Raw genomic sequence first — 23,457 nt, 5'->3', positions numbered from 1 at the left:
CGGGCGGGGTCGGGTTGGGGGCGGAGCGGCCGCTATGGCGGCGGGCGTCGCGCGTGATAGGCTGGGGCCGGCAAGGTTTCACGAAGGGCGCGCGATGCTCTATTTCGACAAGCAGGCTCTGGTCTTTCTGGCCGTGCCCAAGACCGGGACGACCGCGGTCGAGGCCGCCCTGCGCGGCCGCGCGGGGCTGGAAGCGACATCGCCGCCGGGGCTCAAGCACATGACGGTGCCGGTCTACCGCAGGAAGATGGAGCCGATCCTGACCCGCCACGGCCCGCGCCCCGAGGTCTTCCTCGTGCTGCGCGAGCCGGTCGACAGGCTGCTCAGCTGGTATCGCTATCGCAGTCGGGACGAGGCGCGCGGCTCTCCCCGCAGCGCCGCCGGGGTGACAGCCGAGGAGTTCCTGCTGGAAACCCTGGTTCCCACGCCCCGGCCCTTTGCACAGATCGGATCGCAGGACCGTTTCGTCGGGGCGGGCGAAGACGTGGCGCCGCCCGATCATGTCTTTGCCTACGAGGCCTGGGACCGGTTCGAGGCGTTCCTGGCCGAGCGGTTCGGCAAGGTCGAACTGCCGCGCCGTAACCAGTCGCCCGACCGCGCGGCCGCCGTGTCGGACGAGGTCGCGGCCCGGGTCCGCGCCGCCCGCGCTGGCGAGGTCGCGCTGCACCACGCCGCGTTGGAGCGTGTCTGACAGGCGCGTCGGTGACGGGGTCCGATCGGGGCATCCCGGCGCCGCCCGCGCGTGACATCCGCGGCGCATGACTGACCCGCGCCCGCTGCCCCTAGAACTCGAGCCAGGAGCCGAGCATCAGGCCGGCCTCGCCTTCGGACGGGGTCCAGAGCAGCCCCAGCTGCAGCTTGGTGGCGCCGTGCAGGGGATGCACGTAGCTGGGCGCCAGCGTAAGGCCCTGCCCCCCGGCGCCCGGTTCGGCCCGCACCTGCAGGATCGCGTGCCCGCCATGATCGAGGTTCAGGCCAAGGGTCGCCGCCAGCTTCACCCGCCCGCGGTCGCGCGCCAGTTCGGCCAGGCCGTCAAGCTCCACCCACCCGCTGCGGTCGCCGGGCGACAGCCCCTTGCCCCACGCGGCCCCCAGCCGCAGGGTCGAAACGGTCGGGCGACCGTCATCGGCCCACCTGCCCAGCCCGCCGCGCAGCGACGCCACGCCGGGCAGGGTCAGCGGCAGGGGGACGCGCAGGCTGGCCCAGGCCTCATGCGCGGAAAGGTCCGCGCGCCCGCCGATCTTGGACGAAAACGACAGCCGCGGGGTCAGGCCGTAATCCAGGTAGACGCTGCTCCAGTCCCGCAGGCCCCCGGCGCCGTCGGTCAATTCGGTGGAGATCGAGGCAAAGCCCGCCCCATCCTCGCGCGGCCAGGCCTGCGCCATGGCGCGGGGCGTGGCCCATGTCAGGCAGAGCAGTAAGGCGCAGAAAATTCGAAGCATCGAAATCGCCCGTCCGGTCCGGTCAGCTTTCCGGGGTAGGCGCCGATGCTTAAGAAGCTATTAAAAGGCCAGGTATCAGGACGGAGAGGTCGAACCGATGGAAGACGTTCTTGGCGCGCTGGGGATCTTCGCGCTTGTTGTCATGGCGCTGGTCGGCGCCGTGGTGGGGTGGATCGCCAGTGTCGTGGCGGGGGGGCACCGGGCCCGGCTGGTGGCGCTGGGCGTGCTGGGCGCGGTCGCGCTGCCCTTCGTGGCGGCTGCGCTGGGGCTGGGGGTGATCGTCGGCGGCGGGCTGCTGGTTCTTCTGCTGGCGGCATTTCTGGGGGCGGTCGCGCTTCTGATCCTCGTGCGGCTGATCTTTCGCTAAGTGGCAAAACGGGGCGGTCAGGCGAGCTTTCGCCGATCTAAGGAACCGAAATCCCTAACGTTGGTTTAGTCGCACATAAACCGACACCAGCCCGACGGTCGAACGCCGTGGGCCTTTTCCGGGAGGACAGTAATGCCCCGTATTTTCGAATCCACCAGCCGCATCGCCCTGATTGCTCTGCTCGCCAGCACCCCGCTGGGATATGCCGCGGCGCAGGACACCAATGAGGACGGCACGGTTCTGGAAGAGGCCGAAGACACCGGTGAGCAGGCGGCCGACACCGCCGAAGCCGCTGGTGACGCCATCGCCGAAGAGGCCGAGGAAGCCGGCGACGAGATCGAGCAGGAGGCCGAAGAGGCCGGCGCCGAGATGGACGCCGCCGCTGATGAAGCCGAAGCCGAGATCGAAGCGGAAACCGATGGCGACGACACCATGACCACCACCACCGGCGGTGACATGGATGCTGACGCCGACGCTAGCGCCGACATGACCACCGACGCCGACACCATGGCCGCCGAAGGCGACATGGCCGAAGGCGAAGAGGCCGAAGGCGAAGAGGCCGCTCAGCCCGTCGAGGGTCAGATCACCATGCAAGGCGACAACACGATCCTCGCCAACGAGCTGATGGGTGCGACCGTCTATAACGACACCGACGAAACCGTGGGTGACATCAACAACTTCATCATCAACTTCGACGGCACCGTTGAAGGCGTGGTGATCGGTGTGGGCGGCTTCCTCGGCATCGGCGAAAAGCTGGTCGCGATCGAGATCGACAGCATCGAAGTGGTGGAAGACGAGAACGGCGACCTGCGTCTCGTGACCTCCTCGACCCAGGAAGACCTGGAGAATGCGCCTGAGTTCGTGACCGCCGAAGAGCAGGAGCAGGAAGCCGAGCAGAACGCCATGCAGAACGATCCGGCTGCGACCGGCGACATGGGCGCCACCGGCACGGCGACGGGCACCGGCATGGCCGCCGATCCCGCAGCCCCCGCTGCCGAAGGCGAGATGGAAGACAGCCAGTAAGACCTGGCATCCGTGTCCCCGACGGGGGATGTCGGAAACTTGGGAAAGGGGTGGCGAAAGCCGCCCCTTTTTCCGTTCCGGCACCAGCGTCGGGAAGACATGCAAGACACCGCGTCCGGCCCCAACGTTTCACGTGGAGCGGCGGCGCCGCGCAAAGCGACCGCGTAGGCCGGGGCACCAGGCAGGGTCCCCGTGAGGGCGAGGAGATGCGAGGGCGCGCGCCAAGCCATCTAGGCACGGGTCAGCGCGAGGGTCGGCAGACCCGCTGCCGAAACGGCGCGAATCTAGCCCCGACGGGCTGGCCTGCTAGCCGCTTTGTTGCCGCGCAGCACGGCGCAGGCCTCGACGGCACGTCCGGCAGCTGACGGGCGAAAGCGTCGCCTGGAAGATACTGCTGACGGAAGGGCCGCGCGGGCCAACTTGCCTGTGCCCGCGCGCCTTTAGGTTGCGCCCGCCCCGGGCCGATGGCCCGAGGGCGGGACCGCTAGCGCTTTTTCCTTTTGACGTTTCCGCCGCGCTGGCCCGGGCGCCCCGCCGTGGACCGACCCGAAGAGGCGACGGCGGCGGCGCTCGCGCGCTCGACCGCCTGCTGCCGGGCGAGGGGGTCGTCCGACACGGTCAGGTCCACGGCCTCGAGCCGCTTCACCTCGTCGCGCAGGCGCGCGGCCTCTTCGAATTCGAGGTTCTCGGCCGCCTTGCGCATGTCGGTGCGCAGCCCGTCGAGCACGGCCTGCAGGTTCGCCCCCGCCATCGGCTTGTCGATCTTCGCGGTGACCCGGTTCATGTCGACATCGCCCTGGTAGAGACCCGAAAGGATGTCGTCGACGTTCTTCTTGATCGTCGCGGGCGTGATGCCGTGTTCCTCGTTATAGGCGATCTGCTTTTCGCGGCGGCGGTCGGTTTCGGCCATCGCGCGCTCCATGCTGCCGGTGATCCGGTCGGCATACATGATGACCCGCCCGTCGGCGTTCCGCGCCGCCCGGCCGATGGTCTGGATCAGCGAGGTTTCGGACCGCAGGAACCCCTCCTTGTCGGCGTCGAGGATCGCGACCAGCCCGCATTCGGGGATGTCGAGCCCCTCGCGCAGCAGGTTGATCCCGACCAGCACGTCGAAGGCCCCCAGTCGCAGGTCGCGCAGGATCTCGATCCGCTCGATCGTGTCGATGTCGGAGTGCATGTAGCGCACCTTGATCCCCTGCTCGTGTAGGTATTCGGTCAGGTCCTCGGCCATGCGTTTCGTCAGCACGGTGGCCAGCGTGCGATACCCCGCCTCGGACACGCGGCGGATCTCGTCCAGCAGGTCGTCGACCTGCATCTCCACCGGCCGGATCTCGACCTGCGGGTCGAGAAGCCCGGTGGGGCGGATCACCTGTTCGGTGAAGACGCCGCCGGTCTGCTCCAGCTCCCACGCCGCGGGCGTGGCGCTGACGAACACGGATTGCGGCCGCATCGCGTCCCACTCCTCGAACTTCAGGGGGCGGTTGTCCATGCACGACGGCAGGCGGAAGCCGTGTTCGGCCAGCGTGAACTTGCGCCGGTAGTCGCCCCGGTACATGCCGCCGATCTGCGGCACCGAGACGTGGCTTTCATCGGCGAAAACGATGGCGTTGTCGGGAATGAACTCGAACAGGGTCGGGGGCGGCTCGCCCGGCGCGCGCCCGGTCAGGTAGCGCGAATAGTTCTCGATCCCGTTGCAGGCGCCGGTGGCCTCCATCATCTCGACATCGAAGTTGGTGCGCTGTTCCAGCCGCTGCGCCTCGAGAAGCTTGCCCTCGTTCACCAGCTGGTCGAGCCGCTGGCGCAGCTCCTTCTTGATCTGGGTCACGGCCTGCTTCAGCGTCGGGCGGGGGGTGACGTAGTGGCTGTTGGCATAGACGCGGATACGCTCGAAACTGCCGGTCTTCTCGCCCGTCAGCGGATCGAACTCGACGATCGACTCGAGTTCCTCGCCGAAGAACGAGAACCGCCATGCCCGGTCTTCGAGGTGGGCGGGAAACAGTTCGATCACGTCGCCGCGCACGCGGAAGCTGCCGCGCTGGAAGGCCTGGTCGTTGCGGCGATACTGCTGCGCCACGAGGTCGGCCATCACCTGCCGCTGGTCGTATTCCTTGCCGACGAACAGGTCCTGCGTCATCGCCGAGTACGTCTCGACGCTGCCGATGCCGTAGATACAGGACACCGAGGCGATGATGATCACGTCATCGCGTTCCAGAAGCGCCCGGGTGGCCGAGTGGCGCATCCGGTCGATCTGCTCGTTTATCTGGGATTCCTTCTCGATATACGTGTCCGACCGCGGCACGTAGGCCTCGGGCTGGTAGTAGTCGTAGTATGAGACGAAGTATTCCACGGCGTTGTCGGGAAAGAAGCCCTTGAACTCGCCGTAAAGCTGCGCCGCCAACGTCTTGTTGGGGGCGAGGATGATGGCGGGGCGCTGCGTGTCCTCGATGATCTTGGCCATGGTGAAGGTCTTGCCGGTGCCGGTGGCGCCCAGCAGGACCTGGTCGCGCTCGCCAGTGCGCACGCCCTCGGCCAATTCGGCGATGGCGGTGGGCTGGTCGCCCGCTGCGGCGAACTCGGTCTGCATGCGGAAGGTCTTGCCGCCCTCCAGCTTGGGGCGGGTCAGCACCTCGGGGCGGTGCATCGGCATGTCGGTGGTATTGTGCGGCATCGGGCAGGCTCCGGGCAGACGTTCCCCTAACATGGCGGTCGGCGCCGCGGGGACAAGCCCGCAAGGGCCCTCGCGGACCGGTGTTCCGGGGTAAAGTTTCCGGGTAAACCTTGCGTCAGCCCTGTCGCGTCGCGCGCCCTTGCCTTGAAGACGTGAATCCCGGATACAGGATGCGCCCGGAACCAGATGAGGTCTCGTCATGCCCGCCCGTATCTATCAGCCGTCCAAGACCGCGATGTCTTCGGGCATGGCCCGGACCAAGCGCTGGGTTCTGGACTTTGTTTCGGACGAGCAGCGCGAGATCGATCCGCTGATGGGCTGGACCAGTTCGGGCGACACGCAGGCACAGGTACGGCTGAGCTTCGACACCAAGGAAGAGGCGCTGGACTACGCCCGCCACCACGGCATCGACGCGGTGGTCATGCAGCCCCGCAAGCGCGGCGCCAACGTCCGCGCCCGCGGCTACGGCGAGAACTTCGCCACCGACCGCCGCGGCGCCTGGACGCACTGAGGGTTGTAAATCGGGATCAAGTTGCGGCCAAATAGGCCACAAGATCCGGCCGGGGTCTATTTCGAAGGACGTGGATGCACCCGCGTTCAGTCGCCTTCGCGGGTATTCCTTTCGGCATCTGGTCCAGTGAGACGCTTCGACCGACCATCGCCTCTCGCATGGACTGGCTTGGACAGTGCGCATGTTGCTCCTGTCGAAGCCACTGAACTGAGAGGCCGATCGCTTCGGCGAGACGTAGTCAGAGAAAGCAGATGAATGCGCATACGGAAGCATAAATCTGCGCAAGGGGGTGAGGGGTTGAAGGTACTACTTCGTGCTCCTGGGCTGCTTCCTGAAAGACTTTGATATAGGCGCCGAGGCAGATGCTCCGGCGCCTTTCGCGTCTGGATGGACTGCGCGGTTCGTGGCATGAAGTCGCGGATACGGCAGAGGGTCCTCGTGCCGCGGCTATACGCGCCTGAGCGACCTGCTCCCCTTCGGGACCGGGTTTATAGGTTGGCTCTGTTCAGGGTTTGGCCCTCTTTCGACCTTTGGTGATACTCCCACGGGGTGAGTCCGTCGAGGCTCGTGTGGGGGCGGTGATGGTTGTAGTCATCGCGCCACGCCGCGATCAGACTGCGGGCACGACGCAGGTTGGCGAACAGATGCTCGTTGAGGCATTCGTCCCCAAGGCGGCCATTGAAGCGCTCGACGAAGCCGTTCTCCATCGGTTTTCCCGGAGCGATGTAGTGCCATTCGACCCGGCGCTCCTCCTGCCATTTGAGGATGGCGTTCGAGGTCAGCTCCGTCCCATTGTCGCTGACCATCATGCATGGATAACCGCGCACCCGAGCGATGCTGTCGAGCTCACGGCCAACGCGCTGCCCTGACAGCGAGGTGTCGACGACCGCAGCCAGGCTTTCCCGGCTGAAGTCGTGGATCACGGAGAGCACCCGGAAGCGGCGGCCATCGCTCAGGCTGTCCGACACGAAGTCCAGCGACCAGCGCTGGTTCGGCGCCTGCGGGATCGCCATCGGCGCCCTGGTCCCCAGTGCCCGCTTGCGGCCGCCTCTTTTAGGGACTGTTAAGCCTTCTTCCCGGTAGATCCGGTAGAGCTTCTTCCAGTTCAGCGCCCAGCCTTCCCGTCGCAGCAGGATGTACAGACGCCGATAACCGAACCGTCGCCTCTCGCCGGACAGGTCCCGCAGCCGCTGGCGCAACTCTCCGTCCTCCGGCCTGGTCGGCTGCCTTCGATACACGCGCGGGTCGATCCCGGCCAGCGCACAGGCTCGCCGCTGCGAGTAGCCCTTCTCCGTCATGGCCCAGTCCCCGGCACGCCGCCTCGAACATGCGTCCATTGTCCTCGGACCGATGGCGGAAATGGCCACATCCTCAGAAGTTTTCCCAACATCTCCTTCAGCGTCGCGACATCGAGCATCCGTTCGGCCAAAATCTTCTTCAGCTTCGCGTTCTCGGCCTCCAGCGCCTTCAGTGGCCGGCGTCCGACACCTCCATGCCGCCATATCTCGACCGCCACTTGAAGAAGGCCGCATCGCTGATGTCGTGCTTGCGGCACAGCTCCTTCGCGCCCAGCCCCGCCTGGTGCTCCTTCAGGGTGCCGATGATCTGCTCTTCGCTGAACCGGCTTCTCTTCATCGTCTGTCTCCTCGTCTGGAGAACAGGCTAACCTCAAAACGAGGACGGTTCAGGGGAGCAGGTCGTGCTTCCTTCCATTCCTGCGAAAGGATCACACCATTAAACCGTGGGATTAGACACTTAGAAAGTAGCAATCTCCATGAAAAAGGCCGCCCGAAAGGGCGGCCGAAATGAATTGGATCGGGTGGTTCTGGCGTCAGTCGCCGGAAGCGTAGAGCAATGCGATGTCACGGTGATGCAAAGCGCATTCGGGATCCTCGCGCACAAGGACTGCAGCCTTGGCCTCAAGAATGACATCGCAGCCGTTTTCGAAGCTGTATTGCCGCTGGCCGGTCGGCAGGACGCTTTGCGCCGGAACTTCGTCCATCGGACGTTCGACTTGGGGCGCGGGATCTGTGCAACCTGACACGACTGCAACGAATGGGAGTATCAGAAGGACTGGTTTCATTACGAAGCTCTCTTATTGCTATCTGACGCAACTTGCGCTGCCGGAGTTTGGTTTCCTTCGAACCAAGCGAAGCCGTCGGAGCCGGGGGAGACCTTGGCCGCATATTGAGAGGTGGTTCCAGGTTTGGGACTCGTTCTCTCTCAAAGCCAGAAGATCGCGGTCGCTGACCTGCCCCCTCTTGGGTCCCTCATTCATAACGAGAGTCTGCAGTTTTGTTGCGCTGCTCCCCATGCTTGGGCCGCCGCAAGCTCAATTTTTTCGGCTCTTTCGCGATGACGGGCAGGTCCCGCCTTGGAGCCCGGTTAAAGCGCTCCAGAAAATCCCATCGAGGACACGGCGGTAGCCATTCGGCTTGCCTTCCTTCAGGGCGTAGACGGCCGAGATGAACGTTTGAGATCAACTGACCGCCCGTCGTCCGGCATCAGGTCTCGTGCCAAGCTGGTCCACATCGAAGTTGCCAGCTTGAATCACGCCTGCCGCCCGTTTGCCCGCGAGCTGGCGTTGCCGTCTGCGCGACTCAGGCTTTCAGGTGAATTGTCACGAGTATAGTCGTTTCGGCGCCCTCGTCGTATTTGGCACGCAGACGCAGCCAGTTTCCGAAATGGAGGATGCGGGCGAAAGAGACCGCATCTTTCGCTTTGGGCATCGCCAGGGTCGTCCCCTCGGGAACCCAGTGAATCCCGTCTGGCGACAGCTCGACCACAGCCTCGGGCTGGTGGCCCTGCGGCTGCTTCAGCGCGCGCACGAAGATGATCGCCTCGCGGGCCCACCCGACCTCGTAGGGTTCGGTCGCAGAGTGGCCGGACCAGATTTCATTGCGTGCGACGACGGCGGTGACATTCTCCGGCAGCATCAGAAGTCCCCCGAGATGCAGATCGAGTCGATGTAGAGAAAGGCGCGCTTGTCCACGTCGGTCTCGGTGAACATGCCGAAGTTGAGCATGCACCAGAGGTTCTTCATGGCCGGGATGCGCATCGGTTCGAACCCCGAGACATCGAAAACCTGGTCGTTGCACTGAAAGGCCAGGGCCTTCATCTCGGCAAGGTCGAAGTCGAAGCGGATGTAGCTCCAGTTCACCTTTGTCGCGATCTCGTTGTAGCAGAGTCGCTGCGTGCCGCCGGGAAGGTCCTCCCACCCCTCGGGGGCGAGGTGGTAGTGGCTGTTGGTCTTGCTGCCGTCGCCGATGTCGAGCATCTTGGCCGTCTGGGATTTGTACTGCCATTTCTGGACGTGCTGGCCATCGGCCGCGTTGAGAAAGCGCATGTGGGGCATGACGCGCTCCACCCCGTCATCGCGGTCACCCCCTTGGAGGTCGAAGAGAAAGCCGAACGAGCGGACGTCGGTGTCGCCAAGCTTCAGCTCGGTCGCTTCCGGCTTGAAGGTCACGTAGGCTTCGAAGCGGATCGGGCAGCGCGCCCGCATGGTCAGCCGCTTGATCGCCACGTTCTGGGCGCCTGCGCGAGGTCGGGTTGCGATCTTCAGTGCGTAGCTGCTGTCAATGCCACCGTGCGATCCCGCATCCCAATGGCCAAGGGTCGAGAGCATGGCGCTTGTGTGCTGGGCATATCCCGGCAGCATCGTGTCCAGTGTGTCCTCGTAATTGCCGACAAGTTGCGACCAGCCGCAGTGGCCGCGCGAGAAGTCGTCATGGCTGATGATCCGCCGCATCGGGTCGAACCGGCTGAGGTCGGGGTCAGACAGACGCAATGCACGCAGCAGCTGTGTCTCGAGTTCATCCGCGGGGGCGCGGTTTTCCATAGTGTGCTCCTCGGGTTGTGTCATTCGGGGCTGCGAAGGCGCGCCACCGCATCCCAGTCGATCATGAGGCCCAGCCCCGGCCCGGCCGGCACGTCAAGCTTGCCGCCGCGCTGGCGCAGGCAGCCCGGGGCCAGATCGGCGATCTCTGTCTTGAAGGGGCTGCGGTCGCCCTCACATTCCATCACGCGGAAATTCGGCATGGCGGCAGAGAGATGGACGGAGGCGGTCTCGCAGACGATGCCGGACATGCCGATATGCGGCGCGTAGGCCACGTCGAATGCCCCGGCGAAATCGGCCATGCGGCGGGTCTCGGTGATGCCGCCGGCGCGGGCCACGTCCGGTTGCAGCACCGACAGCGTGCGCGATGTGACGAGCCGCTTTGCCTGGTCCACGGTGAAATTGCTTTCGCCTGCGGCAAGAGGCACGGCGCAGCGGCGACGCAACTCCTCGTATCCCTGCTCAATCTCCGGCGCGAGCGGCTCCTCGAACCAGGTGTATCCGTTGGCGGCAAGGGCGTGCCCCACCTCGATCGCCTCGTCGAGCTCGTAGGCCCAATTGGCGTCGACGCAGAGGGCAATTCCGTCGCCAGCCTTTCGGCGCATGGCCTCAATCCGGCGGATCGCTTCGTCCACCGGGCGAGCCATCTTCACCTTGATCAGCGGGAAGCCCTGCGCGATCAGCGCGGCAAGCTCCGCTTCCATTTCCGGCAGGGGGCCCCAGTTCACGGCCGCGGCATAAACATCGATCTCGGTCCGGTTCATGCCGCCCAGCAGCGTGGCGACGGGCAGGCCGGCGGTCTTGCCGAGAATATCCCAGGGCGCGATGTCGACGCCCGACATGGCCTCGAGCAGCATCCCGCCTGCACGGCCTGACAGCGCGCGACGCATGCCGGCCCAATGGGTTCCGATCGAGGCGGCGGGCTGCCCGACAAGGCGCGGCTTCAGCGCCGTCTCGATAAGGCGCGCGTAGGCCCGCGGCGCGAAGCGGCCGAGCGTCTCGCCGATGCCGACAATACCGGCATCGGTACGCACCTCGACGAGGACCATGGAGACCTCTTCGTAGCTGCCCCACGAGGTGACAGTCGGGCGCGGCAGCTTCTGGGTGAGCGGATGGGCAATCACGTCCGAGATTCGGATGCCGCCGGTGGTCGCGCCCTTCATGCGACCTCCTCAAGCGCCAGCGCTTTCATGCGCAACAGCGCGTCCCGGTTGATCTCCAGTCCAAGGCCCGGCCCCTCGGGAACCGCAAGCATGCCGCCTTCGGCACGAGCAGCGCCCGGCGCGAGATCGGCGAGCTCTGACTTGAAGAGGTTCGCGCTGCATGGGCACTCCATGATCCGCGTGTTCGGCATGGCAGCAGCGACGTGGAGGCTGGCCGCTTCGCAAACGATACCGGACATTCCGACGTGCGGCGCATAGGCGACGCCATGTGCCGCGGCAAGGCGCGCCATGCGCAAGGTTTCGGTAATTCCGCCAGACCGGGTGATGTTGGGCTGCAGAACCGAGAGTGTCTGGTCGGTGACAAGCGGAGCTGCCTGGTCGAGCGTGTAGTTGCTCTCGCCCGCGGCAAGCGGCACCTCGCATCGCCGGTGGAGCGCGCGGTAGCCATCCTCGTCCTCGGGGCGCAGCGGCTCCTCGAACCAGGTGTAGCCGTTTCGGGCGAGGGCCTGCCCTACGGCAATCGCGCAGTCGAGGTCGTAGGCCCAGTTCGCATCCGCGGTCAGTTCGACCCGATCACCGACAGCCGCGCGGATGCGCTCGATCCTGCGGCAGGCCGCAATGACCGGTGCGCCGATCTTGACCTTGAGGCTGGTGAAGCCGCGGCCGACGAAATCGACCGCCTCTTCCTCTGCCGCCCTGTCGTCATCGCCCCAGCCAACAGAGGCCGCGTAGACTGGCACTGCCGGCGTTCCCTCGCCTTGAAGGAGGCGCCAGATCGGCTGTCCTGACGCCTTGCCCGCGATGTCCCAGAGCGCGATATCGATCCCGGCGATGGCCTCGATCAGCATCCCGCCCGCCCGGCCGCTGAGCGCTCTTCGCATCAATGCCCAATTGGCACCGATGTGGCGAGGGTCGCGGCCGATCAGTCGCGGCGCCAGCGCCGTCTCCACGAGCTCCGCGTAGGCGCAGGGCGCGAACCGCGCGAGCGATTCGCCGAAACCGATGATCCCGGTGTCGGTCCGCACCTCGACCAACATGATCGAGACCCTGTCGTAGCGACCCCAGGATGTCTGCGTGGGGGCCGGCAGCCTGTGGGTCAGCGGATGCGCGATGACCTCGGTGATCCGGTGTGCGTCACCTTCTCGCACGAATTATCCTCCTCTGGCGCGCCGACGCGGCCGGCGCAGGGCAACCGTAAGCACAAGCTGACTTCTTGGCAACTAACCAACTTAGTTGCTAGGTTGTCAGGAAGCGGCTAGGAAGGAGACAGCCAAAGGATTCGAGATGCCCGACGAGACGACCGACAAGCCCATCTTCGCCGCCAAGCTGACCGCGCCGCCACGCCTGGCCGACACGGTGTCCGAGGCCATTGCCTCGGCGCTGTTCGACGGACGCATCGCCACCGGCGACGCCCTTCCGTCCGAGGGCGAGATCGCCAGGGAATTCGGCGTCAGCAAGCCCATCGCCCGCGAGGCGCTGCGCCAGCTGTCCGGCGCCGGCCTGATCCAGACCCAGCAGGGCAAGGTCGCGCGCGCCAAGGCGATCACCGGCGAGCCCCTGGACCGGATCTATGGCTATGCCGTCCGGTCGAGCCTGACGCGTCTGCGCGAGGCCAACGAGATGCGCCACCTTGTTGAGACGGGGATCGCCCGCCTGGCTGCCACGCGGCGCGACCCCGAGGGGCTGGCCACGATGGAGGAGGCGCTGGCCGAGATGTACGACGGCCTTGAAGAGCCGGACGGCTTCACTGCTGCCGACATCGCCTTTCACCTTGGAATGGCGATGGCGACCGGTAACACAATGATCAGGATGCAGGTCGAAGGCATGCGCTCGGTCCAGCGCGAGGTTTCGCAGCTCTTTTCGCGCCGGTCGAGCCGCACCCGCGCCGACTGGAAAGCGACGGTGGACCGCCACGCCGACCTTTTCGCCGCCATCCGCGACGGTAATCCCGAAGACGCCGTCCGCATGATCGACCGCCATTACGAGGCGGCTGACATCGCGTCCTTCGAAGTGGCAGGGGAGCCGAGGGGCAATGGTTGAGGCCGGCTCTCTCGCGGGTCGCCGCGCCCTTGTCACCGGGGCCGATGCCGGGATCGGACGGGCGATCGCGCGCGGCCTCGCGGCCGAGGGCGCGCAGGTGGTGCTGCACCATCTCGGCAACCCCGGCGGCGCGCGAGAAACGCTCGACACCGAGATCCACGAGGCCGATTTCACCCGCGACGGCGCGGCCGAGGGCCTTGCCCGAAGGGTTCTGTCCGGCGGCCCCGTCGACATCCTGATCGCGAATGCCGCAATCGAACGACGCGGCCCTTGGCAGGAGATCACGGCGCAGGGCCTCTCGGACCATCTCGCGGCCAATCTGGGATCGCTGTTGACGCTCTGCCAGCACCTCGTCCCGCCCATGGCGGCGCGCGGCTGGGGCCGCGTTGTGGCGGTAAGCAGCGTCATGGCGGCACGTCCACGCGCCGAGACCCTCTCTTACGCCGCGATGAAATCGGCTCAGGTTACGGCGCTGCGGGCGCTCGCCCGGGAGGTCGCGGCCAATGGCGTGACCCTGAACGCCATCGCACCTGGCGCGATCGAGACGGAACGCACCGCCGGGCGTTACGCCGACCCTGAGTTCCTGGCAGCCGTCACCGCCAAGATCCCGGCGCGTCGTCAGGGGACACCCGAGGATTGCGTCGCCCCGGTCCTGATGCTCTGCAGTGAGGGTGCCTCTTACATTACGGGGGCGGAGATCCCGGTGGATGGTGGCTGGACCGCGGGCGACGCGCCCGGAGCGCTGCCGCAGGTGCCGGGATGACCGCATCGGCGCATTCCGTCCGCGTGCTTCATACGGGGCCCGACATCGTCGGCGAGGCTCCGCTCTGGGATCCTGGCAGCGACCGTGTCTGGTGGTGCGATATCGAAGGTCACGCCATTCGCAGCATTGACCTGTCCGGCGGCACGGCCCAGAGCATCGCGCTTGACCGCAAGCCTTCTGCGCTGGCACTGACCGCCGGGGGCGAGGTCCTCGCCGCGCTCGGCAACGGGTGGAGCCGCGTCGGTGCCGACGGCACCTGCACCGAGGTCGCCGCGCCGGACGGTCCGGCAAACGGCTGGCGGATGAACGACGGTGCCCCCGACATGCAGGGCCGGTTCTGGACCGGGACCATGGCGATGCCCCGGGGCAGCGGGCAAGGCGGTGCGCTTTACCGGCTGGACCCGACAGGCCCGGTCCGGGTGCTGGACGGCCTTCGCACGCAGAACGGCCTTGCCGTGTCACCGGACGGCCGGACGCTCTATCTCAGCGACAGCGATCCCGAGGTCTGCGTCATTTGGGCCTTCGAGCTCCACCGCGCGACTGGCGCGCTATCGAACCGCCGCGTCTTTCACCGGCCCGCAACCGGGCGGCCCGACGGCGCCGCTATGGATGCAGAGGGCTGCTACTGGTTCGCCGCGATCGACGCCGGGCGCATCGTCCGGGTCTCGCCCGAAGGGCGGGAACTCATGCACGTCGACTTGCCCGTCAGCCGACCGACGAACCTGTGCTTTGCCGGTCCCGACATGCGAACGCTCTGCGTCACCAGCATGTCGGTGCTGCCGGAGGGGCGGACCGCGGCCGAGGAGCCGCGGGCAGGGGCGCTTCTGGCGCTCGACGCCGGCGTCGCCGGACTGCCCGTGCCCCGCGTGCGGGGCCCTTAACCCGGCCCGGATAACGGAGGAGTGGAAGATCATGAAAAAGGGAGGATTAACCATGACGAGACAAGGACTATTCGCCGCCGGTGTCGTCGCATCGGCGCTGCTTGCCGGGGGCGCCTGCGCGCAGGAGTTGCGCTTTACCGTGTGGACAGGCAACGACGCCCATCTCGCGATGCTCAACGGCATCGCCGAGGGCTTCCGCGAAAGCCACCCCGACGTGACGGTACGCTTCGAGACCATCCCGGCGGGGGACTACACCCAGAAGCTGACCTTCCAGATCGCGGGCGGCAACCCGCCCGACCTTGGCTGGATGTTCGAGGACAGCATCCCGGCCTTCATCGCCGCCGGCGTCGTCGAGGACATCGGCCCCGCCCTGCGCGAGACCGAGGGCTACGACCTTGACGATTTCTCCGGCCCGGCGATGGACCTCTGGAGCGACGGCGACGCGGTCTACGGCATCCCGTTCTCCACCTCGCCGTTCATGGTCTTCTACAACAAGGAGATGTTCGAGGCCGCGGGGCTCAAGGATCCGCTCGCGATGGCCGAAGCCGGCGAGTGGACAATGGAAGCGTTCCGCGACGCCGCCCTGAAGCTGACCGAGGCCAACGACGCCTGGGGCTTCGAATTCAAGGACGGCGAAGGCTACGACAGCCGGATCATGCACGCGATCATGCCGCCGATCCGCGCGTATGGCGGGCACGCCTGGCAGGACGGCGAATGCGGCTTCGACGATCCCGAGGCGGTCGAGGCGGTGACCATGCTGCACGGGATGATCTTCGAGGATCAATCGATCGTGCCGCCGGGCGAACAGGGCGATTTCTTCTCGGGCAGCGCCGCGATGACGGTCAACCAGATCTCACGCGCCTCGAAGATGCCCGAGGCGGGCTTTGAATGGGGGATCGCACCGCTGCCCACCGGCCCCGCTGGCGCCGCGCCAATCATCGGACAGGCCGGCATCTCGGTCTTCGCCCAAGGCGACAAAAAGGAGCTGGCGACCGAGTTCGCCGCCTTCATGACCAATGCCGAAAACGTCGCGGTGATGGCGCAGTTCTTCCCGCCGGCGCGGGCCTCGGTTCTCGACAGCGATGCTTTCATCGATGCGAACGAGCTGATCCCGGCCGAGCAGATGGCCTATGTCAGCGACGCAATCAAGCAGGGCAGCGTGCTGCCCAGCCACGAGAACGCGCCCAAAATCCTTGCCGCGATGAAGCCGCGTTTCGACGCGCTCTTCCGGGCCGATGCTGACGTGCCGGCGACGCTCGCGGCAGTCTGCGCTGCCATCCAGGACGAGCTGTGAGCCCCCGCGCATGGCTTCGTTGAACGAACCCGGGACCACGGTGCGCGCCCCTCGCGCGCCGTGGCTGACCCTGAAGCGCCGCGAGACGATCGAGGGCTGGCTCTTCGTGAGCCCGACCCTCATCGGCTTCCTGATTTTCTTCCTCGGGCCGCTGATCGCGGTGGTCTTCTACTCGCTGTCCGAGTGGAACCTGTTGAGCCAGGACACCATCTTCGTCGGGCTCGCCAACTACGAGGACGCTCTCACGCAGAACCCCGACTTCTGGCAGGTCATCCGCAATTCGGTGATCTTCGCCGCCGGCCTCGTTCCGATGAACATGGCCCTCGCGCTGGCGCTCGCGATGGCGCTGGCCCGTCCCTTCCGGGGCGTCGTCTTCTTTCGCACGATTTTCTTCGCCCCGGTGGTCACCTCGGCGGTAGCCTGGGCAATCGTCTGGAAGTTCCTGCTTCAGGGCGATGCCGGGGCGGTGAACCAGATGCTTGCCACGGTCGGCATCGACGGTCCGAACTGGCTGCGCGAGCCGAACTGGGCCATGGCTGCGGTGATCGTGACGCGCGTGCTCAAGATGGTGGGGCTCAACATGATCCTCTACATCGCCGCGCTTCAGTCCATCCCCCGTGATTACGAGGAGGCCGCCCGCCTCGAAGGGGCCTCGGAATGGCAGATCTTCCGCATGGTGATCTGGCCGTTGCTGGCGCCGACGACCCTGATCATCATGGTCATCACCACCATCGGCTCTTTCAAGGTCTTTGACCACATCTACCTGATGACCGGCGGCGGCCCCGAGAACGGCACCCTCGTGCTGGCCTTCTACATCTACCAGCAGGCCTTCGAGTTCTTCGAGATTGGCTATGCCTCGGCGCTGGCGATGATCATGTTCGTCATCGTGCTGGCCCTGACGGTCGTCCAGCTCATCCTGCGTCAGAAAGGATCGACCTGATGGCCCTGTCGCAACCGCAACTCGCCACCGTGAAACGCATCTGCTGGATGCTCTCGCTTGTGGTGGTCGCGATCCCCTTCCTGTTCCCGTTTCTCTGGATGATCTCGTCCGGTTTCAAGGGCCCGACCGAGATCTTCGGCGAGCCGAGCCTCATCCCCCGTACGTGGCGCTGGCAAAACTTCGTCGAGGTGTTCGAATACCAGCCCTTCGCGCGCCAGTATTTCAACTCTATCTACATCGCCTGCGCGGTCACGGTGCTGACGCTGCTGCTGTCCTCACTGGCGGGCTATGCCTTGGCGCGGATGCGCTTTGCCGGGGCGGCTCTGCTGATGCTCTTCCTGATGTCGGCGCTCATGGTCCCCGAAGAGGTGACGATCGTGCCAAACTTCTTCCTGATGAAGTGGCTCGGCGTCATGGACACGCACGTGCCCCTGATCCTACTGCCGGTTTTCGGCCCGCACGGCGTCATGGCGACCTTCCTCATGCGCCAGTACTTCGTTGCCCTGCCCAAGGAACTCGAGGACGCGGGCAAGATGGATGGGCTGAGCCGCGCCGGAATCTGGTGGAAGATTGCCCTGCCCATGTCGCGGCCCGCCCTTGCCGCCGTGGCGATCATCACCTTCCTCTTCTCGTGGAACCTCTTCCTCGAACCGCTGGTCTTCATCTCCAGCCTCGAGAACTTCACCCTGCCGCTGGCCCTGTCGAACTTCACCGACCCCTACGGCGCGCCGCTCTGGCATCTGCAGCTTGCGGCGACGAGCCTTGCCGTGGTGCCGATCCTGATCGTCTACCTGATCGCACAGCGGCAGATCATCGAAAGCTTCGCCATGTCCGGCGTGAAAGGCTGAAGCGAAAGGTACGATATGACACGACTGACCGTTAGAAATCTCACCAAGTCCTTCGGCAAGCTCGAGGTGATCCGCGGCATCGACCTTGACGTCGCCGACGGCGAATTCGTCGTCTTCGTCGGGCCCTCCGGCTGCGGCAAGTCCACGCTGCTGCGGATGATCTCGGGGCTTGAGACCATCTCGGGCGGCGAGCTTTGGATCGGCGACCGCAAGGTCAATGAAGTCCAGGCCGCCAAGCGAGGGCTCGCGATGGTGTTCCAGAGCTACGCGCTCTATCCGCACCTGACCGTGCGCCAGAACATGGGATTCGGCCTCAAGGTGCGCAAGGAAAGCGTCGACGAGATCGAGCGCCGCGTGAACGAGGCCGCCCGCACGCTCCAGCTCGACAAGCTGCTCGACCGCTACCCGCGCGAGCTTTCGGGGGGCCAGCGGCAGCGCGTCGCCATCGGCCGGGCCATTGTGGGAGATCCCCAGGTCTTTCTCTTCGACGAGCCGCTTTCCAACCTCGATGCGGAACTCCGCGTACACATGCGCGCCGAGATCGCTGCGCTTCACCGGCGGCTCGGCAACACCACGATCTACGTCACACACGACCAGATCGAGGCGATGACCCTGGCCGACCGCATTGTCGTCCTGCGGGACGGCCGTATCGAGCAGGTCGGCACTCCCAAGGAGCTTTACGCAAGGCCGGACAACGTCTTCGTTGCGCAGTTCATCGGTAGTCCAAAGATGAACGTTTGCCCGGTCGAGGCGATCCGGTCACCCTTGCAGCGCGCGGGCTTCTCTACGGGCGGCGCCACGCAGGCCGGCCTCCGTCCCGAGCATCTTCGCATTGTGGACGAGGCCGAGGGGATCTTGTGCGGCCGGGTCTCCATCAGCGAATACACCGGCGGTGGGTCGCTCCTGCACGTGGAGATCGAAGGCGCGCCGGTCTTCCTCGTGGAGAATTCCGGCGACGACACGCCCCAGCCGGGCGACATCGTTCATCTGGCCTTCTCCGCTTCGGATCTTCATCTGTTCGATGCCGAGGGGCGTGCCTGTGACCGCGAGCCCGAATTGGCCTGAAGCCCTTGACTGCGTGCCCCAGCCAATAGTCGCCCACGACAGTCTTGATGTCAGGTGAGCTCCCGGAGAGATCGAATCCTGGCACTTGTTTGGCTCGGATCATCCCATGGCTTCGGTTTGCCGATATACGGCAGGCCGGAGCCATGGGATCAGTCACTGCCATCCACGGCGTCCCTGCGGTAACGGCTTTGACGCGCAGAAAGGTAAAGGCGTGACGCGATCCGCGTGGCCGGGCTGGACTAGGTGGTCGGGAGCGGCGCGGTTGCGCAGATCGGCTGACGGCCGCGCTTCGAGGCGCCGTGTTTGCGGCTGGACGCGGCGCACAGGAAAAGCTGCCTCGGCTGATCCCCAGCAGCACGGCCTGTCGCGTGAGGCTCAGCTGGTGGCCTCGACCGCCACTTCTTTCTGCCAGGCAACAGACCGGCCTTTTCCAGCGCTCCGGACGAAGAATCATCCTCTAGCGTGGGCTGGACGATCTTCTCGAGCAGCGATGCGACCTGGATTTCAGGCTCCTTGCTCCCGGGCGTGTCGTCGAACACGTCCGCAAGGCCCTCGAGAAGCTGATCCTTCTCCAGCTTGATCTGGTGATGGTACAAGTCGAACTGTGTCATCAGCTCGCTCATCGTCCGGTCACCGTTCAGGGCTGCCGGCGAGACCTTCGCCTTGAAAACAGGGCTCTTGCTCCATCTCGGCCGTCTTGTCATCTTCGATCCTTCGTCCCGGCAACGCTGCCGGATCATCGTCACCACTTTTTTGAAACCAGCTGCTTCATCGCAACCAAGCCCAGCATCGGCTCGGCCAGAAGCTTCTTTAGCTTGTCCGGCATGGGCTTCGGACCGATGGCGGCCTCATGCCGAACTCTCATCCTCGAGCGTCTTCAGCCGCCTGGCCTCCGATACCGTCATGCCGCCGAACTTGGCCTGCCGGTTGTAGAAGGTGCCAACCGACGTGCCGTTCTACGCTACGAACGGTCCGCCGGACCGTTCGCTTGACGCTTGAACTGCGGCAAGGGTCAGCGCGCTTCGAACCGCCGACGTATACGTCGACCGTGTTCGCCGAGGATGCCGATAATCTGCTCGTCCGTGAATCTCGCGCGCTTTACTGTCCGTCCTCAAGGGGGGGCGGGCTCCAATCGACGGCGGAGGAAGAAACCCGTGGCAGGTCATGGCCATTCGCGAACTTGAGGCTCGACGGAAGGGGTCTGCTTATGCAGTTCCAGCTACCACTCTAAAATACGAGATGGCTCCTACATCAGCCTGTTCCCGACAACGCCCAAGCAGACCACCTTGGCGCGGGCGCATGTCGTCAGAATTCAGGCCGAGGCGCGTAGCTTCAGTTCGGCGCGCAGCAGGATGCGAGAGGGGGCGCTGACGGGGTCCTCGTCAAGCCGTCCGAGTAGTTCTGTCATCGCGAGACGAGCCATCTCGCCATAGTTCTGGGCTACAGTGGTCAAGGGCGGGCAGGCATAGCGCGCCTGTGGGTGGTCGTCGTGACCGGCGATGCGCAAATCGTCATCAGGACCGCGTCCGACCTTCAGACGTGCCTCCCAGGCCGCGAGCTGCGCACCGAGCGCGACCCGGTCGTTGGCGCAGAGCAGCGTGTCGCTCGGCAGGCCCGAGCGGATGAGCGCCGTCGCTGCCTCGTGGCCAAAGCGCTCGAAATCCCACGTCTGTTGATCAGGTATCGGCAGCAACACCGGCTCCTGGCCCGCACGGCGCATCGCGGCAGCATAGCCCTCGCGGCGATCGATGGCATTGCGGTTGACCTCGGGCATTCCGAGGTAGCAAGGCGGCTCGCCCGAGCGGCAAAGGTGGTCGACCATCAGGCCCATGCTCTGCGCGTTGTCGGTTCCGACGAAGATGCACTCGTGGTCTGGGGGGCTGTCGACATAGACTAAGGGCAGCTCGCGTTCGAGGTCGGAGAGCCTGTCGTTCGAGGCCTCTGCCCCGGTCGGCACCACGATGAGCCCGGCCACGTTCATCGACTGCAGACGGTCGAGAGCGGTGCCTTCCAGCTCTTGGCTGCCATTGCTCGAAAGCATGAAGGCGAAGAACCCGGCCTCGAGCGCCAGCTTCTCGACCGACCGCGTGAGCTCCATGTAGAACGGGTCGATCGAGTTCGGGATGAGGATCCCGAGAATATTGCTGCGCCGCCGCTTGAGGTTGACCGCGAAGAGATTGGGGCGAAAGCCGCTCTGGGCCAGCGCGGCCTCGATCTTGGTCCGCGTGCTGTCGCGCACGGAACTGGGGTCATTGAAGAACTTCGAGACGGTCGGCCGCGAAAGCCCGACATAGGCCGAGAAATCCTCCATCGTCCTGATCTGTCGCGGGTTTCGCGGGGTCACCATGCGGCGCGGGGCTCCTCTGTCGTCGGGAATGCTGCGCTCAGCCGCCGCAGGCCGAGATGTAATCCTGCATGACGGACTCGACCGAAGCAAGCGCAAGCGCCCTCGCCTGCGGGGACAGCCGGCCGCCGCGCACAGCGTCATAGCGTGCGCCAAGATACTGACCGATCAGCGTTTCAGGGATCACTTCGTCGCCAAGCAGATCGAAAAGCGCGTCAAGCGCGGCGCGTGCCTCGGGTTGGGGCCAGTAGTAGCGGATCCGGTCCGAGTAGCTGAAGTGACGCTGCAGCGCGCGTTCGCCGTCACTGCCCTCGTAGTAGCGGTCCCAATTCTCTGGCGCGGCCAGCATCACCGCTTCCATGGTCTCGCGCAAGCCATGCGGGCGGGCGTTCGGATGCAGTTCTTCGGCGATGGCATCGAGGCCGTAGAGCGCCTCGCGCAGCGCGAAGGTGAGGCCCGGGCCGACCTTGAGGATGGCGAACCCGTCCTGCACCAGCGCCGCGAGGTTGTGCTGCCGCTGGTAGTCGGTGGAATGCGCCTCGAAGACAAGCCCGGGCAGGTCGGCCAGCACGCCCGAGAGGGGTTGCGCCTTGGCACTGTCGTAGTCGATGACGTTGTGGTTGCCGAACTCGACCCCGGGCTGAACCACGGCGGCGATGACCCGCCCGAAGGCATCGGTCTGGCCAGCGGCGGCGAAGGCCTCGCGATGCACCTCCACGGTCGTGCGTGCGGCAGCGGGGGCGGTGAGTTCCAGTTCGCCCAGCTCTTCCATCGCGCCGCCGGGGATCGGCACCTCGGTACCGATGATGTAGACGGGCGCGGGGATGTCGCCGCCGGGTCTTGCCGCCTCGGCTGCGGTCGCAAGACGGGCGGCTCGCGCGGCGGTGGTGTCGTCATCCAGTGCCACCGGCTCGCCGGAGCAGCCCATCGAACAGTCGAGATGCAGCTTGGTGAAGCCGGCGGCGGAAAAAGCGTGGATCATCTCCTCGGCCTTGTCCATCGCCTTTGCCGCGGGCAGCGATTTCCAGGGGTTGGGCCCGAGGTGGTCGCCGCCAAAGATCAAACGGTCGAGCGGAAACGACAGGCTCGCGGCGATCTTCTCGACGAAGGCGCGGAAATCGGCGGGGGTCATGCCGGTATAGCCGCCGTCCTGGTTGACCTGATTGCAGGTCGCCTCGATCAGCAGCGGCAGCGCGGTCGGCAGCGTCGCGGACATGGCGGCCTCAAGCACCAAGGCATTGGCCGAACAGACCGAAGGGATGCCCGAGGGGCCCGCGCGGTCGCGCCAAGCGGCAATGTCGTGCAGCGGGTTGGTCATGTCTTCATCCTTCAAGGTGAGAGGCCAGCATGGCGTCGAGCTCTGCCCGGCTCGAGGTTCCCTCCATCGGCCCGAGACGGGTCACGGCGCGGGCGCCGGCGGCGTTGGCGTAGGCCAGCGCAGTTTGGGGCTGCGCACCGGCCAGCCAGAAGCTGACGAAGGCGCCGCCGAAGCTGTCGCCGGCGCCGGTGGGATCGATTTCCTCAACAGGGATCGGGGCCACGTCGGTTCGCCCCTTGGCGTTGAAATGGCTTGCGCCACCCGAGCCGCGCTTGATGACGATCTCGCCGATGCCGCGGGCCAGCAGTTCGGCAACCGCCCCGGCCTCGTCCTGGGCCTTTGTGAAGAGAAAGATCTCCTCTCCGGAGGGCAGGAAAAGATCGGTCTGCTCGAGCACCCGCTCAAGCGCGTCGCGCAGCCCGGGCGCGCCGAGCATCTCGGGGCGCAGGTTGGGATCGAAACTCAGCGTGCCACCGCGCGCCTTGATCCGCTCGATCGCCTCGCCGGCGCGGCGGGCCAGACCGGGCGCCGACAGCGCCGTGCCCATGATATGCATGTGGTCGCAGGTTTCGATCAGCGCGTTGCCGCCCGGCGTGGAATCGATCCGTCCGCAGGCGGCGTGCGTGATGTTGTAGACAAAGGCGCGCGACCCGTCCTCGCGGTACCGCACGAAAGCCGAGCCTGTACTCTCGCCCGGCGCGATCTCGATGCCTGAGACATCGACCCCGTCGGCGATAAGCCGGTCGAGGGTGACACGGCCGAAGTCATCGTCGCCGACGCGCGAGAGGATCGCGCAGGGGGTGCCCAGCTTGCCGACCTGATCGACGAAGATCGCCGGCGCGCCCGAGGGGAAGGGGCCGATCAGCGGCTGCGCTTCGCGAAAGCCGTCGCCGCGCGTGGTCGCGACGATCTCCACAAGGACCTCGCCCACGGTCAGTAGCTTGCTCATCGC

The 23,457-nt window shown here is 65.9% G+C and carries 24 protein-coding genes and 1 pseudogene; 11 read left to right on the top strand and 14 right to left on the bottom strand.

Annotated elements, in window-relative coordinates; genetic code table 11:
• Positions 1–94 precede the first annotated feature (94 nt).
• A complete protein-coding gene (locus EKE94_RS09720) occupies positions 95–691 on the top strand; it encodes a sulfotransferase family 2 domain-containing protein (protein WP_164870879.1) in 597 nt (198 codons plus the stop codon).
• 91 nt (positions 692–782) lie between these two features.
• Here the strand turns inward: EKE94_RS09720 and EKE94_RS09715 are convergent, their stop codons facing one another.
• A complete protein-coding gene (locus EKE94_RS09715) occupies positions 783–1,442 on the bottom strand; it encodes a hypothetical protein (protein ID WP_127906421.1) in 660 nt (219 codons plus the stop codon).
• Between the two features lie 97 nt (positions 1,443–1,539).
• Here EKE94_RS09715 and EKE94_RS09710 point away from each other — a divergent pair, with 97 nt between their 5' ends.
• Together EKE94_RS09710 and EKE94_RS09705 are read left to right on the top strand one after the other, a co-directional pair.
• A complete protein-coding gene (locus EKE94_RS09710; protein WP_127906420.1) occupies positions 1,540–1,809 on the top strand; it encodes a GlsB/YeaQ/YmgE family stress response membrane protein in 270 nt (89 codons plus the stop codon).
• 132 nt (positions 1,810–1,941) lie between these two features.
• Positions 1,942–2,832: a PRC-barrel domain-containing protein gene (locus EKE94_RS09705; RefSeq protein ID WP_127906419.1), complete on the top strand. Its 891-nt coding sequence runs from the start codon at positions 1,942–1,944 to the stop codon at positions 2,830–2,832.
• Positions 2,833–3,316: 484 nt separating this feature from the next.
• Here EKE94_RS09705 and uvrB read toward each other — a convergent pair whose 3' ends face one another.
• Positions 3,317–5,500 (bottom strand): excinuclease ABC subunit UvrB, encoded by a 2,184-nt coding sequence (gene uvrB, locus EKE94_RS09700; protein WP_127906418.1) that lies wholly within the window; start codon positions 5,498–5,500, stop codon positions 3,317–3,319.
• Positions 5,501–5,699: 199 nt separating this feature from the next.
• Here uvrB and EKE94_RS09695 point away from each other — a divergent pair, with 199 nt between their 5' ends.
• Positions 5,700–6,011, top strand: a complete 312-nt coding sequence (locus EKE94_RS09695; protein ID WP_127906417.1) for an ETC complex I subunit — start codon at positions 5,700–5,702, stop codon at positions 6,009–6,011.
• A gap of 488 nt (positions 6,012–6,499) precedes the next feature.
• Here EKE94_RS09695 and EKE94_RS09690 read toward each other — a convergent pair whose 3' ends face one another.
• The 7 genes from EKE94_RS09690 to EKE94_RS09665 all read right to left on the bottom strand — a co-directional run bounded on the left by EKE94_RS09690 (position 6,500) and on the right by EKE94_RS09665 (position 12,160).
• Positions 6,500–7,513 carry an IS3 family transposase gene (locus EKE94_RS09690; protein ID WP_407940893.1) on the bottom strand — a complete coding sequence of 338 codons (1,014 nt, stop codon included), beginning with the start codon at positions 7,511–7,513 and terminating at the stop codon, positions 6,500–6,502.
• Positions 7,479–7,646 carry a transposase gene (locus EKE94_RS18895; protein WP_407940892.1) on the bottom strand — a complete coding sequence of 56 codons (168 nt, stop codon included), beginning with the start codon at positions 7,644–7,646 and terminating at the stop codon, positions 7,479–7,481. The genes EKE94_RS09690 and EKE94_RS18895 overlap by 35 nt, the downstream gene beginning before the upstream one ends.
• 196 nt (positions 7,647–7,842) lie before the next feature.
• Positions 7,843–8,013 carry a hypothetical protein gene (locus tag EKE94_RS18650; RefSeq protein WP_164870878.1) on the bottom strand — a complete coding sequence of 57 codons (171 nt, stop codon included), beginning with the start codon at positions 8,011–8,013 and terminating at the stop codon, positions 7,843–7,845.
• Between the two features lie 598 nt (positions 8,014–8,611).
• Positions 8,612–8,947 carry a hypothetical protein gene (locus EKE94_RS09680; protein ID WP_127906415.1) on the bottom strand — a complete coding sequence of 112 codons (336 nt, stop codon included), beginning with the start codon at positions 8,945–8,947 and terminating at the stop codon, positions 8,612–8,614.
• The gene (locus EKE94_RS09675; RefSeq protein WP_127906414.1) at positions 8,947–9,852 is read right to left on the bottom strand and encodes a DUF6772 family protein; all 906 of its coding nucleotides are present in this window, start codon (positions 9,850–9,852) and stop codon (positions 8,947–8,949) included. The genes EKE94_RS09680 and EKE94_RS09675 overlap by 1 nt, the downstream gene beginning before the upstream one ends.
• Positions 9,853–9,872: 20 nt before the next feature.
• Positions 9,873–11,012 carry a mandelate racemase/muconate lactonizing enzyme family protein gene (locus tag EKE94_RS09670; RefSeq protein WP_127906413.1) on the bottom strand — a complete coding sequence of 380 codons (1,140 nt, stop codon included), beginning with the start codon at positions 11,010–11,012 and terminating at the stop codon, positions 9,873–9,875.
• Positions 11,009–12,160, bottom strand: a complete 1,152-nt coding sequence (locus EKE94_RS09665) for a mandelate racemase/muconate lactonizing enzyme family protein (RefSeq protein WP_206615055.1) — start codon at positions 12,158–12,160, stop codon at positions 11,009–11,011. Before EKE94_RS09665 ends, EKE94_RS09670 begins: the two co-directional genes overlap by 4 nt.
• Positions 12,161–12,296: 136 nt before the next feature.
• Between EKE94_RS09665 and EKE94_RS09660 the strand changes: the two genes are divergently transcribed.
• From EKE94_RS09660 to EKE94_RS09630, 7 genes are read left to right on the top strand one after another with little or no spacing between them, the layout of a single operon-like run.
• Positions 12,297–13,052 carry a FadR/GntR family transcriptional regulator gene (locus EKE94_RS09660; protein ID WP_127906412.1) on the top strand — a complete coding sequence of 252 codons (756 nt, stop codon included), beginning with the start codon at positions 12,297–12,299 and terminating at the stop codon, positions 13,050–13,052.
• Positions 13,045–13,815 (top strand): SDR family NAD(P)-dependent oxidoreductase, encoded by a 771-nt coding sequence (locus tag EKE94_RS09655; protein ID WP_127906411.1) that lies wholly within the window; start codon positions 13,045–13,047, stop codon positions 13,813–13,815. Before EKE94_RS09660 ends, EKE94_RS09655 begins: the two co-directional genes overlap by 8 nt.
• Entirely contained in the window at positions 13,812–14,696 is an 885-nt protein-coding gene (locus EKE94_RS09650) for an SMP-30/gluconolactonase/LRE family protein (RefSeq protein WP_127906410.1), read from the top strand. The genes EKE94_RS09655 and EKE94_RS09650 overlap by 4 nt, the downstream gene beginning before the upstream one ends.
• Positions 14,697–14,748: 52 nt before the next feature.
• Complete coding sequence (locus EKE94_RS09645) at positions 14,749–15,990, top strand: ABC transporter substrate-binding protein (RefSeq protein ID WP_127906409.1); 1,242 nt, start codon at positions 14,749–14,751, stop codon at positions 15,988–15,990.
• Between the two features lie 10 nt (positions 15,991–16,000).
• Complete coding sequence (locus tag EKE94_RS09640; RefSeq protein ID WP_127906408.1) at positions 16,001–16,930, top strand: carbohydrate ABC transporter permease; 930 nt, start codon at positions 16,001–16,003, stop codon at positions 16,928–16,930.
• The gene (locus tag EKE94_RS09635; protein WP_206615054.1) at positions 16,930–17,778 is read left to right on the top strand and encodes a carbohydrate ABC transporter permease; all 849 of its coding nucleotides are present in this window, start codon (positions 16,930–16,932) and stop codon (positions 17,776–17,778) included. Before EKE94_RS09640 ends, EKE94_RS09635 begins: the two co-directional genes overlap by 1 nt.
• 15 nt (positions 17,779–17,793) lie before the next feature.
• Entirely contained in the window at positions 17,794–18,843 is a 1,050-nt protein-coding gene (locus EKE94_RS09630) for an ABC transporter ATP-binding protein (protein ID WP_127906407.1), read from the top strand.
• A 239-nt stretch (positions 18,844–19,082) separates the two neighbouring features.
• On the opposite strand, the gene EKE94_RS09625 is transcribed toward EKE94_RS09630, so the two are convergent.
• The 5 genes and pseudogenes from EKE94_RS09625 to EKE94_RS09605 form a co-directional block, all read right to left on the bottom strand.
• Positions 19,083–19,466: a hypothetical protein gene (locus EKE94_RS09625; RefSeq protein WP_127906406.1), complete on the bottom strand. Its 384-nt coding sequence runs from the start codon at positions 19,464–19,466 to the stop codon at positions 19,083–19,085.
• Positions 19,467–19,591: 125 nt separating this feature from the next.
• Positions 19,592–19,915 (bottom strand): annotated as a pseudogene (locus EKE94_RS19225) (hypothetical protein); the annotation flags it as partial.
• A gap of 240 nt (positions 19,916–20,155) precedes the next feature.
• Positions 20,156–21,190: a LacI family DNA-binding transcriptional regulator gene (locus EKE94_RS09615; RefSeq protein ID WP_206615053.1), complete on the bottom strand. Its 1,035-nt coding sequence runs from the start codon at positions 21,188–21,190 to the stop codon at positions 20,156–20,158.
• Positions 21,191–21,227: 37 nt separating this feature from the next.
• Complete coding sequence (locus EKE94_RS09610) at positions 21,228–22,505, bottom strand: D-tagatose-bisphosphate aldolase, class II, non-catalytic subunit (RefSeq protein ID WP_127906405.1); 1,278 nt, start codon at positions 22,503–22,505, stop codon at positions 21,228–21,230.
• Positions 22,506–22,509: 4 nt separating this feature from the next.
• Positions 22,510–23,454 carry a tagatose kinase gene (locus EKE94_RS09605; RefSeq protein ID WP_127906404.1) on the bottom strand — a complete coding sequence of 315 codons (945 nt, stop codon included), beginning with the start codon at positions 23,452–23,454 and terminating at the stop codon, positions 22,510–22,512.
• Positions 23,455–23,457: the final 3 nt, after the last annotated feature.

Origin of the sequence: Mesobaculum littorinae (assembly GCF_004011175.1) — a bacterium.
GTDB classification, from domain to species: Bacteria; Pseudomonadota; Alphaproteobacteria; order Rhodobacterales; family Rhodobacteraceae; genus Tranquillimonas; species Tranquillimonas littorinae.
Note: the sequence above shows the minus strand (reverse complement) of the source record. Positions and strands in the feature narration are given on the sequence as shown.

Coding starts and splice junctions, on each gene's coding strand:
- uvrB (WP_127906418.1), bottom strand. CDS start 5,500: ATGCCGCACAATACCACCGACATGCCGATGCACCGCCCCGAGGTGCTG.
- EKE94_RS09690 (WP_407940893.1), bottom strand. CDS start 7,513: ATGGCGGCATGGAGGTGTCGGACGCCGGCCACTGAAGGCGCTGGAGGC.
- EKE94_RS09655 (WP_127906411.1), top strand. CDS start 13,045: ATGGTTGAGGCCGGCTCTCTCGCGGGTCGCCGCGCCCTTGTCACCGGG.
- EKE94_RS09610 (WP_127906405.1), bottom strand. CDS start 22,505: ATGACCAACCCGCTGCACGACATTGCCGCTTGGCGCGACCGCGCGGGC.
- EKE94_RS09675 (WP_127906414.1), bottom strand. CDS start 9,852: ATGGAAAACCGCGCCCCCGCGGATGAACTCGAGACACAGCTGCTGCGT.
- EKE94_RS09695 (WP_127906417.1), top strand. CDS start 5,700: ATGCCCGCCCGTATCTATCAGCCGTCCAAGACCGCGATGTCTTCGGGC.
- EKE94_RS09615 (WP_206615053.1), bottom strand. CDS start 21,190: ATGGTGACCCCGCGAAACCCGCGACAGATCAGGACGATGGAGGATTTC.
- EKE94_RS18650 (WP_164870878.1), bottom strand. CDS start 8,013: ATGGACGAAGTTCCGGCGCAAAGCGTCCTGCCGACCGGCCAGCGGCAA.
- EKE94_RS09640 (WP_127906408.1), top strand. CDS start 16,001: ATGGCTTCGTTGAACGAACCCGGGACCACGGTGCGCGCCCCTCGCGCG.
- EKE94_RS18895 (WP_407940892.1), bottom strand. CDS start 7,646: ATGAAGAGAAGCCGGTTCAGCGAAGAGCAGATCATCGGCACCCTGAAG.
- EKE94_RS09650 (WP_127906410.1), top strand. CDS start 13,812: ATGACCGCATCGGCGCATTCCGTCCGCGTGCTTCATACGGGGCCCGAC.
- EKE94_RS09660 (WP_127906412.1), top strand. CDS start 12,297: ATGCCCGACGAGACGACCGACAAGCCCATCTTCGCCGCCAAGCTGACC.
- EKE94_RS09645 (WP_127906409.1), top strand. CDS start 14,749: ATGACGAGACAAGGACTATTCGCCGCCGGTGTCGTCGCATCGGCGCTG.
- EKE94_RS09625 (WP_127906406.1), bottom strand. CDS start 19,466: ATGAGCGAGCTGATGACACAGTTCGACTTGTACCATCACCAGATCAAG.
- EKE94_RS09630 (WP_127906407.1), top strand. CDS start 17,794: ATGACACGACTGACCGTTAGAAATCTCACCAAGTCCTTCGGCAAGCTC.
- EKE94_RS09705 (WP_127906419.1), top strand. CDS start 1,942: ATGCCCCGTATTTTCGAATCCACCAGCCGCATCGCCCTGATTGCTCTG.
- EKE94_RS09720 (WP_164870879.1), top strand. CDS start 95: ATGCTCTATTTCGACAAGCAGGCTCTGGTCTTTCTGGCCGTGCCCAAG.
- EKE94_RS09710 (WP_127906420.1), top strand. CDS start 1,540: ATGGAAGACGTTCTTGGCGCGCTGGGGATCTTCGCGCTTGTTGTCATG.
- EKE94_RS09635 (WP_206615054.1), top strand. CDS start 16,930: ATGGCCCTGTCGCAACCGCAACTCGCCACCGTGAAACGCATCTGCTGG.
- EKE94_RS09715 (WP_127906421.1), bottom strand. CDS start 1,442: ATGCTTCGAATTTTCTGCGCCTTACTGCTCTGCCTGACATGGGCCACG.
- EKE94_RS09605 (WP_127906404.1), bottom strand. CDS start 23,454: ATGAGCAAGCTACTGACCGTGGGCGAGGTCCTTGTGGAGATCGTCGCG.
- EKE94_RS09680 (WP_127906415.1), bottom strand. CDS start 8,947: ATGCTGCCGGAGAATGTCACCGCCGTCGTCGCACGCAATGAAATCTGG.
- EKE94_RS09670 (WP_127906413.1), bottom strand. CDS start 11,012: ATGAAGGGCGCGACCACCGGCGGCATCCGAATCTCGGACGTGATTGCC.